This is a genomic window from Actimicrobium sp. GrIS 1.19, from assembly GCF_035984655.1.
Taxonomy (GTDB): domain Bacteria; phylum Pseudomonadota; class Gammaproteobacteria; order Burkholderiales; family Burkholderiaceae_D; genus Actimicrobium.
In genome coordinates, this window is the sequence record NZ_JAXCHT010000005.1 from 79,652 (window position 1) to 95,241 (window position 15,590).

The 15,590-nt window shown below is 58.7% G+C and carries 10 protein-coding genes and 3 tRNA genes; 11 read left to right on the plus strand and 2 right to left on the minus strand.

Features of this window, described 5'->3' with window-relative positions; genetic code table 11:
- Position 1: 1 nt before the first annotated feature.
- A complete protein-coding gene (gene hpnD, locus RCH09_RS05885; protein WP_326940122.1) occupies positions 2-835 on the minus strand; it encodes a presqualene diphosphate synthase HpnD in 834 nt (277 codons plus the stop codon).
- Positions 836-908: 73 nt separating this feature from the next.
- Positions 909-1,739, minus strand: a complete 831-nt coding sequence (hpnC, locus tag RCH09_RS05890; RefSeq protein ID WP_326940123.1) for a squalene synthase HpnC — start codon at positions 1,737-1,739, stop codon at positions 909-911.
- A 207-nt stretch (positions 1,740-1,946) separates the two neighbouring features.
- Between hpnC and RCH09_RS05895 the strand changes: the two genes are divergently transcribed.
- The 11 genes from RCH09_RS05895 (at position 1,947) to RCH09_RS05945 (ending at position 15,560) form a co-directional block, all read left to right on the plus strand.
- Positions 1,947-3,071: an efflux RND transporter periplasmic adaptor subunit gene (locus tag RCH09_RS05895; RefSeq protein ID WP_326940124.1), complete on the plus strand. Its 1,125-nt coding sequence runs from the start codon at positions 1,947-1,949 to the stop codon at positions 3,069-3,071.
- Positions 3,068-6,157 (plus strand): efflux RND transporter permease subunit, encoded by a 3,090-nt coding sequence (locus RCH09_RS05900; RefSeq protein ID WP_326940125.1) that lies wholly within the window; start codon positions 3,068-3,070, stop codon positions 6,155-6,157. The genes RCH09_RS05895 and RCH09_RS05900 overlap by 4 nt, the downstream gene beginning before the upstream one ends.
- Before the next feature lie 173 nt (positions 6,158-6,330).
- Positions 6,331-6,417: transfer RNA gene (locus tag RCH09_RS05905), tRNA-Leu, on the plus strand.
- Positions 6,418-6,448: 31 nt separating this feature from the next.
- Positions 6,449-7,795 (plus strand): trigger factor, encoded by a 1,347-nt coding sequence (tig, locus tag RCH09_RS05910; protein WP_326940126.1) that lies wholly within the window; start codon positions 6,449-6,451, stop codon positions 7,793-7,795.
- A gap of 26 nt (positions 7,796-7,821) precedes the next feature.
- Positions 7,822-8,448: an ATP-dependent Clp endopeptidase proteolytic subunit ClpP gene (gene clpP, locus RCH09_RS05915; protein WP_326940127.1), complete on the plus strand. Its 627-nt coding sequence runs from the start codon at positions 7,822-7,824 to the stop codon at positions 8,446-8,448.
- Positions 8,449-8,618: 170 nt separating this feature from the next.
- The gene (clpX, locus tag RCH09_RS05920; protein ID WP_326940128.1) at positions 8,619-9,887 is read left to right on the plus strand and encodes an ATP-dependent Clp protease ATP-binding subunit ClpX; all 1,269 of its coding nucleotides are present in this window, start codon (positions 8,619-8,621) and stop codon (positions 9,885-9,887) included.
- A 235-nt stretch (positions 9,888-10,122) separates the two neighbouring features.
- On the plus strand, positions 10,123-12,537 hold the full coding sequence (gene lon, locus RCH09_RS05925; protein WP_326940129.1) for an endopeptidase La: 2,415 nt from the start codon (positions 10,123-10,125) through the stop codon (positions 12,535-12,537).
- A gap of 308 nt (positions 12,538-12,845) precedes the next feature.
- A complete protein-coding gene (locus tag RCH09_RS05930; protein WP_326940189.1) occupies positions 12,846-13,142 on the plus strand; it encodes an HU family DNA-binding protein in 297 nt (98 codons plus the stop codon).
- Between the two features lie 63 nt (positions 13,143-13,205).
- Positions 13,206-13,281: transfer RNA gene (locus tag RCH09_RS05935), tRNA-Val, on the plus strand.
- Positions 13,282-13,332: 51 nt separating this feature from the next.
- Positions 13,333-13,409: transfer RNA gene (locus RCH09_RS05940), tRNA-Asp, on the plus strand.
- Positions 13,410-13,625: 216 nt separating this feature from the next.
- Positions 13,626-15,560 carry a SurA N-terminal domain-containing protein gene (locus RCH09_RS05945; protein ID WP_326940130.1) on the plus strand — a complete coding sequence of 645 codons (1,935 nt, stop codon included), beginning with the start codon at positions 13,626-13,628 and terminating at the stop codon, positions 15,558-15,560.
- Positions 15,561-15,590: the final 30 nt, after the last annotated feature.

The following is a 15,590-nucleotide window of genomic DNA, read 5'->3' on the forward strand; positions in this document are numbered from 1 at the left end:
GTCAGCTCCGAATGTAAGTACGCCACGCCAGCCAGAGCTTGCGGATGGGCGTGAGCGAGATACGCTGGTTGAGCACGTGAAAGCCGTCGCGCTCGATTTCCGTCAGCAGCGCACGGTAGATTGCCGCCATCATCAGTCCGGGTCGCTGGGCGCGCCGATCGGCTGGCGGCAGCAATGCGAAGGCCTCGTCGTAGGCAGTTTGCGCGCGCTGCACCTGGAAGCGCATCAGGTTTTCGAACGGTTCGCTGTGACGCGCATTGAGCAGGTCGGCGGCGGTCACGCCAAACTGTTGCAGCTCGTTGACCGGCAGATAAATGCGGCCGATGCGGGCATCTTCACCGACGTCGCGAATGATGTTGGTGAGCTGAAACGCCAGCCCGAGCTTTTCTGCGTACACCAGGGTTTGCTTGTCGGTGTAGCCGAAGATGCTGGCCGACAGGATGCCGACCACCCCGGCGACATGCCAGCAATAGCGCTGCAGCCCGATGTAGTCGAGATAGCGGGTTTGGTCCAGATCCATTTCCATGCCGTCGATGATGGCCTGCAGATGTTGCGGGTCGAGTCCGTACACCGCCATGTTCGGCTGCAACGCCAGCGTCACCGGATGGGTTGGCGCACCGGCTTGCATGGCGCCGATTTCCTTGCGCCACCAGATCAGCTTGGTGCGCGCCACGGCGACGTCGGTGCATTCGTCGACGGTGTCATCGACTTCGCGGCAGAACGCGTACAGCGCGGTGATCGCGCGACGTCGTTCCGGCGGCAGGAACAGAAAGCTGTAATAAAAACTGGAGCCGCTTTGGGCAGCCTTTTGCTGGCAGTACTCGTCTGGAGACATTGAAGGGCCCGGCGCGCGCCGGTGTCGAATGCGAAGCCGCTATGCTAGCCGAGTGCGCCAGTGCCGACAAACACTATGTAGTCACCGGTTCCGCTTGCATGCGCACTGCGCGCCAGGCCAACAGCATCCAGTCGCGCCGGCGGAGCTGGGGGCGGCGCCGGAATACATCGAAATCGGCCGCCTCGATCAATTCGAGAATGCGCAATCCGCCTTGCACCACCAGGCGCAGTTCCCAGCCGATCCGGCCGGGCAGTTGCAATGCCAGCGGCGCACCGCTGCGCAACAGGGCGCGCGCGCGCGCGACTTCAAACGCCATCAGCGCCCGCCATGCGGGATCGACGCGTTGCGCCTCCAGATGTTCTTGCGTCACGCCAAAGCGCGCCATGTCGTCCTGCGGCAGATAGATGCGCGATTTTTCCCAGTCGATTGCCACGTCCTGCCAGAAATTGATCAGCTGCAGGGCTGAGCAGATCGCGTCGGATTGCTGGCGCGCGGGTCTGGAGTCGGCCCGGTACAGCTGCAGCATCAGTGCACCGACCGGATTGGCCGAGCGGCGGCAATAATCCAGCAGGGTCGGAAAATCGGGATAGTGGGTGGTGACGACGTCCTGCTGGAACGCCGACAGCAGTTCGCGAAACGGGGTCAGTGGCAGCGGCCAGCTGCTGATTATATGGCCGAGCTTGATGAACATGGGATGGACCGACGCGGTGCCGGCGGCGATACGGTCGAGTTCGGCATCGTAGGCGGCCAGTGCGGCGAGGCGCTGCCCGGGGCTGGCATCGCCCTCGTCGGCCAGGTCGTCGGCGCTGCGCGCGAAGGCGTAAATGGCATCGACGGCCGGGCGCAGATGGGCCGGCAGCAACAGCGAAGCGACGGGGAAGTTCTCGTAGTGGTCAGTGGCCATGCAAGCGTGTTCCAAAAATTGCTGACTAAATAGTCATATGAAAAACCCGGACATGCTTTTATAATTAATAACCGTAGAGTCAGTAACAACTGAAATGAATCCGGATCCGACAGGGCAGCAGGTGCGATCAGCCTGACGTTTTGCCTTTTTTCTGCCCGCATAGTAAAGGAAATCACCGTGCCTGCCCGCCTAAATTCCCATTCTCCCTTGTCCACACCGACCAGATCGGCGCTGCTTGCCGTGTTCGTCGTCACGCTGCTGGGCGCCTGTTCGAAGCCCGTCGAGAAAGCCGAAGACATCCGCCCGGTGCGGGCGCTCAAACTGGCCGCCGGTAATGCCGACACGGTGGCCGAGTTCTCCGGCGACGTGCGGCCTCGCATCGAGTCGCGGCTGGGATTCCGGGTTGGCGGCAAGATCGTCGCACGCAAGGTCGACGTGGGCAATCTGGTCAAGCGCGGACAGGTGCTGATGCAGCTTGATCCGCAGGACTTGCGCCTGGCACAGTTGCAGGCCAATGCGGCGCAGAAGGCGGCGCTGAGCAATCGTGATCTGGCCAAGGCGGAATTGCAGCGCTATCAGGATCTGCGCGCCAAGAACTTCGTCAGCCAGGCCGTGCTCGATGCCAAGCAAACGGCGTTTCAGGCAGCGCAGGCCAGCCTCGACCAGGCGGTTGCCGCTTCGCAGAACCAATCCAATCAAACCGGCTACACCACGCTGGTGTCCGACGTCGAGGGCGTGGTCACGAGTGTCGATGCCGAGGTCGGGCAGGTCGTCGCGGCAGGCGCGCCGGTGGTAAAAGTGGCGCAGAGTGGCGAGAAGGAAGTCGTGATCGGGATTCCGGAAGACCAGCTTGCCATGGTGCGTCAGGTGAGCGATATCCGGGTGCATGTGTGGGCCGATCCAGGCAAGGAGTTGAGCGGGAAATTGCGCGAGTTGTCACCCATCGCCGATCCGGCGTCGCGCACCTATACGGCCAAGATCACGCTGCCGCCAGAGGCCACCGACGTCAAGCTCGGCATGACCGCCTATGTCGCGTTTCGCGCGAAAATTCCGAAGGCCATGATCAAGGTCCCGCTGAGTGCGCTGGTACGGCAGCAGAATGCGACCGCGGTCTGGGTGATTGAAAACGGCGCCGTCAAGCTGGCGCCGGTGCAGGTGGCGGGGCCGTCCGGCAATGACATCCTGCTGGCCGGTGGCGTGACAGCCGGGCAGACCATCGTCATCGCCGGCGTCAACCTGCTCAAGAACGGTCAGAAAGTGACGATCCTTGATGACGACCTGGCGGTCCGCGACGCGGCGCTGCGCAGCTCAGAATCCGGGACGCCGAAATGAAGGGCGGTTTCAATCTCTCACGCTGGGCCCTTGAACACATTCCGCTGACCCGCTATCTGATGGCGGTGCTGGTGATCGGTGGCCTGCTCAGTTACACCAACCTGGGACAGGACGAAGATCCGCCGTTCACCTTTCGCGCGATGGTGGTACGGGCCACCTGGCCTGGCGCCACAGCATTGCAAATGGCCGAGCAGGTCACCGACAAGCTGGAAAAGAAGCTGCAGGAAACGCCGTACATCGACAAGATCCGCAGCTACTCCAAGCCGGGCGAAACGCTGATCATCCTGCAATTGCGCGAGTCGACGCCGCCCAAGGACACCCCCGCGTCGTGGTATCAGGTGCGCAAGAAGATCGGCGACATTCGCGCCACGCTGCCACCGGGCGTCAACGGGCCGTACTTCAATGACGAATTCGGCGACACCTACGGCTCCATCATCGCGCTCTCCGGCGACGGCTTTACCTACGCCGAGATCAAGGATTACGCCGACTTCGTGCGGCAGCAGCTGTTGCTGGTCAAGCACGTGGCCAAGGTCGAACTGTTTGGCTTGCAGGACGAGCGCATCACGATCGAGTTCTCGCAAAAGAAATTCGCCCAGCTGGGCGTCTCGTTCGACAGCATCATCGCGCAGTTAAGTGCACAGAATTCGGTGGAAGGCACCGGCGTGCTGATCACCCCAACCGACAACCTGCAGGTGCGCGTCAGCGGCGCACTGATGACGGTAAAAGACCTGGAGAACCTGGAGCTGCGCGCCAACAACGTCAGCTTCAAGCTCAGCGACTTCGCCACGGTACGGCGCGAATACCGCGATCCACCGCAGGACAAGATGCGCTACAACGGCAAGGAAGTGATCGGCCTCGGGATCTCGATGGAGAAGGGCGGCAATATCATCGAGCTGGGCAAGAGCCTGGAAACGACGGTGGCCGCCATCAAGGCGAAACTGCCGGTCGGTGTCGAACTGTCGCGGGTCGCTGACCAGCCGCGCGCGGTCACCTCGTCGGTCGGGGAATTCCTGCACACGCTGATGGAAGCGGTATTGATCGTGCTGGCAGTGAGCTTTCTCGCGCTGGGTTTGCACACCAAACCGTTTCGGCTGGATATCCGTCCCGGTCTGGTGGTTGGCCTGACGATTCCGCTGGTGCTGGCGATTACCTTTCTGTTCATGCGGATTCTGGATATCGACCTGCACAAGATTTCGCTCGGCGCATTGATCATCGCGCTGGGGCTGCTGGTCGACGATGCCATCATCGCGGTCGAAATGATGGTGCGCAAGATGGAGGAGGGCTTCAACCGCTTCGATGCTGCCACCTTCGCCTACACCTCGACGGCGATGCCGATGCTGACCGGCACCTTGATTACCGCGGCCGGCTTCCTGCCGATCGGCCTGGCCAAGTCGGCCGCTGGCGAGTACACCTTTTCGATGTTCTCCGTGAATGCACTGGCGCTGCTGATTTCCTGGGTGGTGGCCGTGGTCTTCACGCCCTATATCGGTTACGTGCTGTTGAAGGTCAAGCCGGCGGCGGGGGCCGATGGGCATCACGAGTTGTTCAATACGCCCATGTACAACCGCTTCCGCAAGACCGTGAACTGGTGTGTCGAATGGCGCAAGACCACGATCCTGCTGACGCTGGCAGCCTTCGGGCTGGGTGTGTTTGGCTTCAAGTTCATCGAGCAGCAATTCTTTCCGGATTCGAGCCGGCCGGAGTTGATGGTCGAATTGTGGCTGCCGGAGGGCTCGTCCTTCAAGGCGACCGAGGCGCAGGCCAAGAAGTTCGAAGCGTTCATCCAGAAACAGGATGGGGTCGAAAGCGTGACCAGCTATGTCGGTACCGGCAGTCCGCGCTTCTACCTGCCGCTGGACCAGATTTTCCCGCAGACCAACGTCTCGCAGGTGGTGGTGCTGGCCAAGGATCTGAAGGCGCGCGAGACATTGCGGCTGAAGATCGCCGCGATCTTCAAGGTTGATTTTCCGGAGGTGCGCGGCCGCGTCAAGCTGTTGCCGAATGGCCCGCCGGTGCCGTATCCGGTGCAGTTCCGCGTTACCGGCACCGAAGTGACCAAGGTGCGTGCAATCGCCGATCAGGTCAAGGAAGTCATGCGCGCCAACCCGAACACGCTGGGTGTCAATGACAACTGGAATGAGTCGGTCAAGGTATTGCGGCTCGATCTCGATCAGGAAAAATTGCGCGCCGTGGGCGTGACCTCGCAAGCCGTGATGCGCGCCGCCAATACCATTCTGACCGGCAGCACCATCGGCCAGTACCGTGACGGCAACCGACTTATCGACATCGTGATCCGCCAGCCGGTTGAAGAACGTTCGACGATCTCGGCGCTGGACCAGGCCAACATCCCGACCGCCAATGGCAAGACGGTGCCGCTGTCGCAACTGGCCAAGGCGCGTTTCGTCTGGGAGCCCGGCGTGATCTGGCGCGAAGGCCGGGAATGGGCGGTCACCGTGCAATCCGATGTCGCCGACGGCATCCAGGGTCCTACCGTGTCCAGCCAGATCAATCCGAAACTGGCCGCGCTGCGCAGCCGCCTGCCAGCCGGCTACAAGATTGAACTGGCCGGCGCCGCCGCCGACAGCGGCAAGGCGCAGGAATCGATTGCCGCCAATGTTCCGCTGGTGATCTTCATCATCTTCACGCTGCTGATGCTGCAGCTGCACAGTTTCTCGCGTTCGCTGCTGGTGTTTCTGACCGGGCCGCTGGGCGTGGCCGGCGCCGCCATGGCGCTGCTGCTGCTGCATCGTCCGTTTGGCTTCGTCGCGCAACTCGGCGTGATCGCGCTGTTCGGCATGATCATCCGTAACTCGGTGATCCTGATCGACCAGATCGAGCAGGACATTGCCGCGGGCGCCGCGCCGTGGGATGCCATCGTCGAGTCAGCCGTGCGGCGCTGCCGGCCGATCATTCTCACCGCCGCAGCGGCGGTGCTGGCGATGATCCCCCTGTCGCGCTCGGTGTTCTGGGGGCCGATGGCGGTCGCCATCATGGGCGGCCTGATCGTCGCCACCGCCCTGACGCTGTTGTTCCTGCCGGCCTTGTATGCGGCATGGTTCCGTGTCAAGAAGCCGGTTGCCAGCTGAGATGGCCGGGGTGAACCCCGAAAAGGCGGCCCGCAGAGTCAAAAGTCACGCGGGCTGTTAAAAAATCCAGTAAAATCGCCGACAGAAGTTGAACAGCCTCTGACAAAGGCAGTGCAGGGCGACCGAGATTTCACTTCAGGGTCGCCCTTTGCTTTTGGCAGGCGCACTTTCCCGCGAGGATGGCGAAATTGGTAGACGCACCAGGTTTAGGTCCTGACGCCAGCAATGGTGTGGGGGTTCGAGTCCCCCTCCTCGCACCACAGAATTCTTAATACACTTTGGACGATTCACATGGCAACTGCTGTCGAAACCCTCGAAAAACTTGAGCGCCGCATCACGATCACGGTCCCTTTGGCAGATGTCCAGGCAGAAGTCGAAAAACGCCTGAAAGCGCGCGCCAAGACTGCGAAAGCCCCTGGCTTCCGTCCTGGTAAAGTGCCGATGAAAATGGTCGCCGCACAATACGGCTATCAAGTCGAAACCGAAGTGCTCAATGACAAAGTCGGTCAGGCTTTCGCCGATGCCGCCAACGAAAACAATCTGCGCGTTGCCGGTTATCCGCGCATCGAGCCAAAAGCTGCCGGCGCAGTCGAAGGCGTTGCGATGTTCGATGCGACGTTCGAAATCTACCCGGAAGTCAAGATCGGTGATCTGGCCACGGCCGAGATCGAGAAGACCGTCACTGAAGTCACCGAAGCCGAAATCGACAAGACGATCGCAATCCTGCGCAAGCAACGTGTGCATTACCACGTCAAGGGCCAGCACGATGCCCATGGCGATGGCGGAGCGAACCTGGCTGCCGAAGCAGACAATCGCGTCACCGTTGATTTCACCGGCACCATCGATGGCGTCGAATTCCAGGGTGGCAAGGCCGACGATTACGCATTTGTACTCGGCGAAGGGCGCATGCTCCCCGAGTTCGAGGCTGCCATCACCGGCCTGAAAGTCGGCGAATCGAAAGTCTTCCCACTGGCCTTTCCGGCCGACTATCACGGCAAGGATGTCGCCGGTAAAACTGCAGAATTCACGATCACGCTGAAAAAACTCGAATGGGCGCATCTGCCTGAAGTCGATGACGAGTTTGCAAAGACGCTGGGCGTTCAGGATGGCGACATCGCCAAAATGCGCGCGGATATCAAGACCAATCTTGAGCGCGAAGTCGGCGGCCGCACCAAGGCCAAGACCAAGGATAGCGTGATGGATGCGCTGATCAAGGTGGCGGAACTGGATGTGCCGAAGACACTGGTCGAGCAGGACGTCGAGCGCCTGGCCGACATGACCCGTCAAGACATGGTGCAGCGTGGTATGGATGTCAAGAGCATGCCGTTTCCACCGGAGCTGTTCACCGCGCAGGCCGAGCGTCGCGTTCGCCTCGGACTGATCCTGGCCGAAGTCGTCAAGGCCAACAATTTGCAGGCAACGGCGGAGCAGGTCAAGGCGCAGGTTGAAGACTTTGCACAAAGCTACGAAGACCCACAGCAAGTCCTGAAATATTATTTCAGCGACCGCAACCGTCTGGCCGAAGTCGAAGCCCTTGTATTGGAAGAAAACGTCGTCAATTACGTCTTGGGAAAATCGAAGGTCACCGAGAAATCCGTGGCGTTTGATGAATTGATGGGCAACAACGCACAAGCGTAAGCGGTGCGCTCTTCGAAGGAAAGCAGATGGCAAACATGATACAAAATTCCGCCCTCGATACGCAGATGCTCGGCATGGTGCCGATGGTGATCGAACAAAGCGGCCGTGGTGAGCGTGCCTATGACATTTACTCGCGACTGCTCAAGGAACGGGTTATCTTTCTGGTCGGTCCGGTCAATGACCATGCGGCCAACCTGATCGTCGCGCAGCTGCTGTTCCTGGAGAGCGAGAATCCGGACAAGGATATTTCTCTCTACATCAACTCGCCGGGCGGTTCGGTGTCGGCCGGTATGGCGATATTCGACACGATGCAGTTCATCAAGCCGGAAGTCTCGACCCTGTGTACCGGGTTGGCGGCGTCGATGGGTGCGTTCCTGTTGGCCGCTGGCGCAAAAGGGAAACGGTTTTCGTTGCCTAACTCGCGCATCATGATTCATCAGCCATCCGGTGGCGCGCAGGGTCAGGCGACTGACATCGAAATCCAGGCCAAGGAAATTCTCTATTTGCGCGAACGTCTCAACGGCATTCTCGCCGAAAAGACCGGTCGCACGATCGAGGAAATCCGCCGGGATACCGAACGCGATAATTTCATGTCGGCCGATGAGGCGCAGACCTACGGAATGATTGATAAAGTGTTAAGTACTCGCGAGTAATTCCAGCCGACAACGGTTTCGGCGCAGCGTACGCCCGACGGTAACTCGTTCGGGCGTTTTGTTTTCGGACGACGAATGCGTCAACGTAAAACCTGTTTGTTGCGCGGTGCCGTGACGAATTTTGAATTCACGCGTAAGATCAAAGAAACCCTCACCAAGACCATCCTTCCATGTCCGATAAAAAATCTTCTACCAGCGAAAAACTTTTGTATTGCTCGTTCTGCGGCAAGAGCCAGCACGAAGTCAAAAAGCTGATTGCAGGCCCGTCCGTGTTCATTTGCGACGAGTGTATCGACTTGTGCAATGACATCATTCGCGACGAGGCTTCCACCGTTGAGTCCGTCACCGGACCGAAGTCGGATTTGCCGACGCCACAAGAGATCTGTGAACTGCTGGGGCAGTACGTGATTGGCCAGGATACCGCCAAGCGCATTCTCTCCGTCGCCGTCTACAACCACTACAAGCGTCTGAAGCATCTGGGCAAGAAGGACGATGTCGAACTGGCCAAGAGCAACATTTTGCTGGTCGGCCCAACCGGTTCCGGCAAAACGCTGCTGGCCCAAACACTGGCGCGGATGTTGAACGTGCCGTTTGTGATTGCCGACGCAACGACGTTGACGGAAGCCGGCTATGTCGGTGAGGACGTCGAGAACATCATCCAGAAATTGCTGCAGAACTGCAATTACGAAGTCGAGAAAGCCCAGAAGGGCATTGTCTACATCGATGAAATCGACAAGATTTCGCGCAAGTCCGACAACCCGTCGATCACCCGCGATGTGTCAGGCGAAGGTGTGCAACAGGCGTTGCTGAAACTGATCGAAGGCACGATGGCATCAGTGCCGCCGCAGGGCGGACGCAAGCACCCGAATCAGGATTTCGTACAGATTGACACCACCAACATCATGTTCATCTGCGGTGGTGCATTTGACGGCCTGGCCAAGATCATCAGCAATCGTTCCGAAAAAAGCGGGATCGGCTTTTCCGCCAGCGTCAAGAGTCAGAGCGAGCGCACCGCCAGCGAAATGCTGCTCGAAGCGGAGCCGGAAGACCTGATCAAGTTTGGCCTGATTCCGGAGTTGGTCGGACGCTTGCCGGTGGTTGCCACGCTGAGTGAATTGACCGAGGAGGCCATGATCCAGATTCTCCTCGAACCGAAGAACGCGCTGATCAAGCAGTACTCGCGACTGCTGCAAATGGAAGGCGCAGAGCTCGAAGTCCGGCCTGCAGCGTTGCACGCCATCGCGCGCAAGGCACTGCAGCGCAAAACCGGCGCCCGTGGCCTCCGTTCGATCCTGGAACACGCATTGCTGGACGTTATGTATGAATTACCCAACCAGCAAAACGTTGCAAAAGTCGTGATTGATGAGAATACGATCACGAATGGTGCCAAGCCATTAATGATTTATCACGATCAGCCGAAGGTTTCCGGCGCAATGTGATGTTTCACCGTAAAGAAGGCTAAATAATCGGTTTTCGACCTGTTTTTTTGCCCAAACACAGTACAATTAATCCAGCAGGTACCGCGCCGGCTTAGTTGAAAAAGCCACCCGAAGGCGACTTCGCGTGTGGCTTTTTTATTTTGTTTTGTGTGGCCTGCGGATTTATGTTTCCGAACAGCCTTGTGTTTCCGGCTCTCGCGCCAACATCAATTACACGTTTTTGATAAGGCTCGCCATGACGACTTCTACTTTTACTGAGCACACTCAGCTACCGTTATTGCCATTGCGCGATGTTGTGGTCTTCCCGCATATGGTGATCCCTTTGTTTGTCGGTCGTCCAAAATCCATCAAGGCGCTTGAAGCAGCGATGGAGCAGGGCAAGAGCATCATGCTGGCGGCGCAAAAAGCTGCAGCCAAGGATGAGCCCTCCGCCGATGATATTTATGAGATCGGCTGCATCGCCAATATTCTGCAAATGCTGAAGCTGCCGGACGGCACCGTCAAGGTGCTGGTCGAGGGTGCGCAGCGCGCCCGCATCCATCACATCACCGAGCTCGATACGCATTTCGTGGCGGATCTGACGCCGGTCGAATCCGAAGCTGGCGACGAGTCCGAAATCGAGGCAATGCGCCGTGCGATCGTTCAGCAGTTCGATCAATACGTCAAACTCAACAAGAAGATTCCTCCTGAAATTCTGACCTCGCTGGCCGGGATCGACGACGCCGGGCGACTGGCCGACACGATTGCCGCGCACCTGCCGCTGAAGCTTGAGCAAAAGCAGGTCATCCTTGAGATCTTCAACGTTGCCAAGCGTCACGAACATCTGCTTGGCCAACTTGAAGGCGAGCTCGACATCCTGCAGGTCGAGAAGCGCATCCGTGGCCGCGTCAAGCGCCAGATGGAAAAATCGCAGCGCGAATATTATTTGAACGAACAGGTTAAGGCGATCCAGAAAGAGCTGGGCGAAGGCGAAGAGGGCGCCGATCTGGAAGAGCTGGAAAAGAAAATCGTTGCCGCGAAGATGCCGAAAGAGGCCTATGCAAAGGCGCAGAACGAGTTGAAGAAACTCAAGTTGATGTCGCCGATGTCAGCCGAGGCGACGGTCGTGCGCAACTATATCGACACGCTGGTCGGTTTGCCGTGGAAGAAAAAATCCAAGGTCAACAACGACCTGACCAACGCCGAGAAAGTGCTGGAAGATGATCACTACGGTCTCGACAAGGTAAAAGAACGCATCCTGGAATACCTCGCCGTGCAACAACGCGTCGACAAACTGAAAGCACCGATCCTGTGCTTCGTCGGACCTCCGGGCGTCGGCAAGACCTCGCTGGGCCAATCGATCGCCCGCGCCACCAATCGCAAGTTCGTGCGCATGGCACTCGGTGGCGTGCGTGACGAGGCGGAAATTCGCGGGCATCGCCGTACGTATATCGGTTCGATGCCAGGCAAGATTTTGCAAAGCCTGGCCAAAACCGGCGTGCGCAATCCCTTGTTCCTGCTCGATGAAATTGACAAGCTCGGCATGGATTTCCGTGGCGATCCGTCGTCCGCATTGCTGGAAGTGCTCGATCCGGAACAGAACCATACGTTCTCGGATCACTATGTGGAAGTCGACTTCGATCTGTCGGACGTGATGTTTGTGGCGACCTCGAATTCGTACAACATCCCGCCGGCACTGCTCGACCGGATGGAAGTCATCCGCCTGTCGGGTTACACCGAAGATGAAAAAACCAGCATCGCGCAACGCTACCTGCTGCCCAAGCAGATCAAGAACAACGGTCTGAAGGAAATCGAGATCAGCGTGGCGGAGTCGGCGATTCGCGACATCATTCGCTACTACACGCGCGAAGCCGGCGTGCGGGCGCTTGAGCGCGAAATCTCGAAGATCTGCCGCAAGGTCGTCAAGATGCTGCTGCTCAAAAAGCAGGAGAAGAAGGTCGCTGTCACCGGCAAGAATGTCGACAAGTTCCTGGGTGTGCGACGCTACGATTTCGGCGTCGCCGAAAAGGAAAACCAGATCGGCCAGGTGGTTGGGCTGGCCTGGACCGAAGTGGGCGGCGACCTGTTGACCATCGAGGCGGTAACGATGCCGGGCAAGGGGCATATCATTCGAACCGGCACACTCGGCGACGTGATGAAGGAATCGATCGAGGCGGCCCGCACGGTGGTGCGCAGCCGCGCCAAGAATCTCGGCATCAAGCTTGATGCGTTCGAGAAGAGCGATATTCACATTCACGTTCCGGAAGGCGCGACGCCGAAAGACGGTCCGTCCGCTGGCGTGGCGATGACCATCGCGTTGGTATCTACCTTCACCGGCATACCGGTGCGGGCCGATGTCGCGATGACCGGCGAAATCACCTTGCGTGGCGAAGTGCTGCCGATCGGTGGCTTGAAAGAGAAATTGTTGGCGGCACATCGCGGCGGCATCAAAACCGTGATGATCCCGGAACAGAACGTCAAGGACCTGGCGGAAATTCCGGATAACGTCAAAAACAAGCTCGAAATCGTACCGGTCCGGTGGATTGATAAAGCGCTTGAAATCGCCCTGGAGAGAATGCCGGTGCCGTTGACCGACGAAGAGGCGGCGTTGAGTGCGATTGCTGCGCAAAAAATTGCGGCGGCAACCGATCCGACGGTCGTGACGCACTGAGCGAAACCCGCTCACCAAAAAATGGCGCTCCGAGGGGCGCCATTCTTTTATTCCTGATTTAACAGATGACAGCGCTAACGAGCATCATTCCTCGTCAATCGGTCAACTTTATTTTGTCACCAACCAGTGCTGTTTTCGTACCCAGGAAATCGGCGGTGCGCGCATCAAACGGTGCATGTGCCGGCCCCATCAAATCGGCGGCAAACCGCTTGACACCTCGCTTTGCGGCTAGTCTAATGCTTGTTGCAGATTGTTTCTGCTTTCTACAATCGCGGTGCAACCAATAACGTCCAAACAATACCGCACACATCAATCCAATCAGGGGGAGCCTAGTGAACAAAAGCGAATTAATCGATCACATCGCCGCATCGGCAGACATTTCCAAAGCCGCTGCCACGCGTGCGCTGGATTCGATGATCGGTGCGGTCAAAACGACGCTGAAAAAAAATGGAACGGTCACGCTGGTGGGATTCGGCACATTTTCTGTTGGCAAGCGTGCGGCGCGCACAGGCCGCAACCCGCGAACCGGCGAAGCAATCAAGATCAAGTCGGCCAAAGTGCCAAAATTTAAGCCTGGCAAAGGCCTGAAAGATGCGCTAAACTAGCCGAGTTTGGCGTGGTGACAAACGCCAGAACTGACAGTTGGCTGGCTAAGTAAAAAGCGATCAGGGTGCTTAGCTCAGTTGGTAGAGCGGCGCCCTTACAAGGCGTAGGTCGGGGGTTCGAGCCCCTCAGCACCCACCAAGCAGCCGACTGCAATGCAGTATCAAGCGCAGCAGGCAAGCGTAGTAATCAGGAGTGGTAGTTCAGCTGGTTAGAATACCGGCCTGTCACGCCGGGGGTCGCGGGTTCGAGTCCCGTCCACTCCGCCAGAATTTAGTACGGATCAGTGAGGCCGAAAGGCCTCACGGCGGGACTCGAAGGGAATCCCTTGCAAGGGATTCCGCGGCCCGCAGGATGTGGGCGAGTCCCGTCCACTCCGCCAAATTATTTGAAAGGGCGAACGCGAGTTCGCCCTTTTTCACATGTATCGTCTGCGATTAAAATCATCGCAACCTTGATCGCAACTTGTTACGGATTGGCTGACCATGTTTGAATTTGTTCGTACCCATCAACGCCTGATGCAGTTCATGCTTTTGCTGATCATCATCCCATCGTTCGCCCTTGTCGGGCTGGGCAGTTACAAGAGCTTCGGCGACGGCGAGAACGTCCTTGCGAAGGTCGCCGGCCAACCGATCACGCAGCCCGAATACGATGCCGCACAGCGCGAGCAGATGGAGCGATTCCAGCAGATGTTCGGCGCCCAGTTCGACGCAAAGATGTTCGACACGCCGGAAGCACGGCAGGGCATTCTCGACAACCTGATTGCACAGCGTGCGCTGGCGGCCGAGGCAAGGCACAAGAACCTTAGCGTGTCCGACGCGGTGCTGCAGCAAAGCATCACGAGCATTCCCGGCCTGATGGGCGCGGACGGCAAATTCGACGGTGAGCGCTATCGTTCCTTGCTGGCCATGCAGGGGATGACGCCGGCCAGCTACGAGCAGCGCTTGCGCCAGGACATGGCGCTGCAGCAGCTCAATTCGGCGGTACAAAATACCGCGTTCGCACCGAAGTCGGTGGCGCAACGCATGTCCGACATCAACGACCAGGAACGCACCGTGCAGGAGCTGTTCTTCAAGCCGACCGATTTCGTCGCGCAGGTCAAGGCCACGCCGGAAATGATCAAGGCCTACTACGACAAGAACACGCGCCAGTTCGCAGTGCCGGAACAAGCAAAAATCGAATATGTCGTGCTCGACAGCGAAGCGTTGTCTGCCCAGATCAGCGTGACCGACAAGGAAGCCGCCGATTTCTACGAGCAGAACACAAAACGTTTCGGCGTCGAAGAACAGCGCCGCGCCAGCCATATCCTGGTCAGCCTGAAAAAGGGCGCCTCGGCCAGCGACAAGGCTGCGGCCAAGGCCAAGGCAGAGCAGTTGCTGGCGCAGGTGCGCAAGGCGCCGGCCGACTTCGCCAGGATTGCCAAGGCCAGTTCCGAAGACACCGGCACTGCGGCCAATGGCGGCGACCTCGACTTCTTCGGCAAGGGCATGATGACACCGCCGTTCGAGGCAGCAGTATTCAAGCTCAAGCAAGGTGAGATCAGCGATCTGGTCGAGACCGATTTCGGGTTCCATATCATCACCGTCACGGCCATCAAGCCGGCCACGATCAAGCCGCTGGAGCAGGTCAAGGCTGAAGTGGTCGCAGAGATCAAGAAACAGAAAGCCGCCAAGCAGTATGCCGAAGCCGCCGAACTGTTCACCAACACCGTTTACGAGCAGGCCGACAGCCTCAAGCCAGTCGCCGACAAGCTGAAGCTGAAAATCGAAACGGTCGACAACATTACCCGCACCGGCAATCCTGCGGTGCCGGATGCACGCTACAACAATCCCAAGTTTCTGAAAGCGCTGTTTGCTGACGATGCGATCAAGGCCAAGCGCAATACGGAAGCCGTCGAGATCGCACCGAACACGCTCATCGCCGGTCGCATTGTCGACTACAAGGCCAGCAGCACGCGGCCATTGGCGGAAGTCGAAGCGATCGTGCGCGAGCGGGTTGTCGCCTCGGAGTCGGCCGTGCTGGCCAGGAAGGCTGGCGAAGCGAAACTGGCCGCTTTGGTCGGGGCTGACAGCGACACCGGATTTGCCGCAGCGAAGACGGTCTCGCGCGCCAAGAATGATGCGCTCAATCCGGTTGCCTTCGATAACGTGATGAAGGCAGATGTCAGCAAGCTGCCGGTATCGGTGGGCGCCGACCTGGGCACCCAGGGTTACGCGATTTATCGCATCAGCAAGGTGGCGCAGTCAGAGAAGGTCGATGCCGCGCGCCGCCAGGCCGAACAGCAGCAGGTCGGCAATGCGCTGGCGCAGCAGGAAATGCTCGCCTATATCAATGTCTTGAAGGAAAAGGCCAAGGTCAAGATCTTGCGGCCGATGGACAAGACAGCGGTTGTTGTCGACGACAAGGCCGGCGCGAAATAAGCGCGCAGGCCGTAAAAAAACCCGCTCCGA

Excerpts from the sequence above, each read along its gene's own strand:
- hpnC (WP_326940123.1), bottom strand. The coding sequence starts at position 1,739 with ATGGCCACTGACCACTACGAGAACTTCCCCGTCGCTTCGCTGTTGCTG.
- clpX (WP_326940128.1), top strand. The coding sequence starts at position 8,619 with ATGTCCGATAAAAAATCTTCTACCAGCGAAAAACTTTTGTATTGCTCG.
- hpnD (WP_326940122.1), bottom strand. The coding sequence starts at position 835 with ATGTCTCCAGACGAGTACTGCCAGCAAAAGGCTGCCCAAAGCGGCTCC.
- RCH09_RS05945 (WP_326940130.1), top strand. The coding sequence starts at position 13,626 with ATGTTTGAATTTGTTCGTACCCATCAACGCCTGATGCAGTTCATGCTT.
- clpP (WP_326940127.1), top strand. The coding sequence starts at position 7,822 with ATGGCAAACATGATACAAAATTCCGCCCTCGATACGCAGATGCTCGGC.
- lon (WP_326940129.1), top strand. The coding sequence starts at position 10,123 with ATGACGACTTCTACTTTTACTGAGCACACTCAGCTACCGTTATTGCCA.
- RCH09_RS05900 (WP_326940125.1), top strand. The coding sequence starts at position 3,068 with ATGAAGGGCGGTTTCAATCTCTCACGCTGGGCCCTTGAACACATTCCG.
- tig (WP_326940126.1), top strand. The coding sequence starts at position 6,449 with ATGGCAACTGCTGTCGAAACCCTCGAAAAACTTGAGCGCCGCATCACG.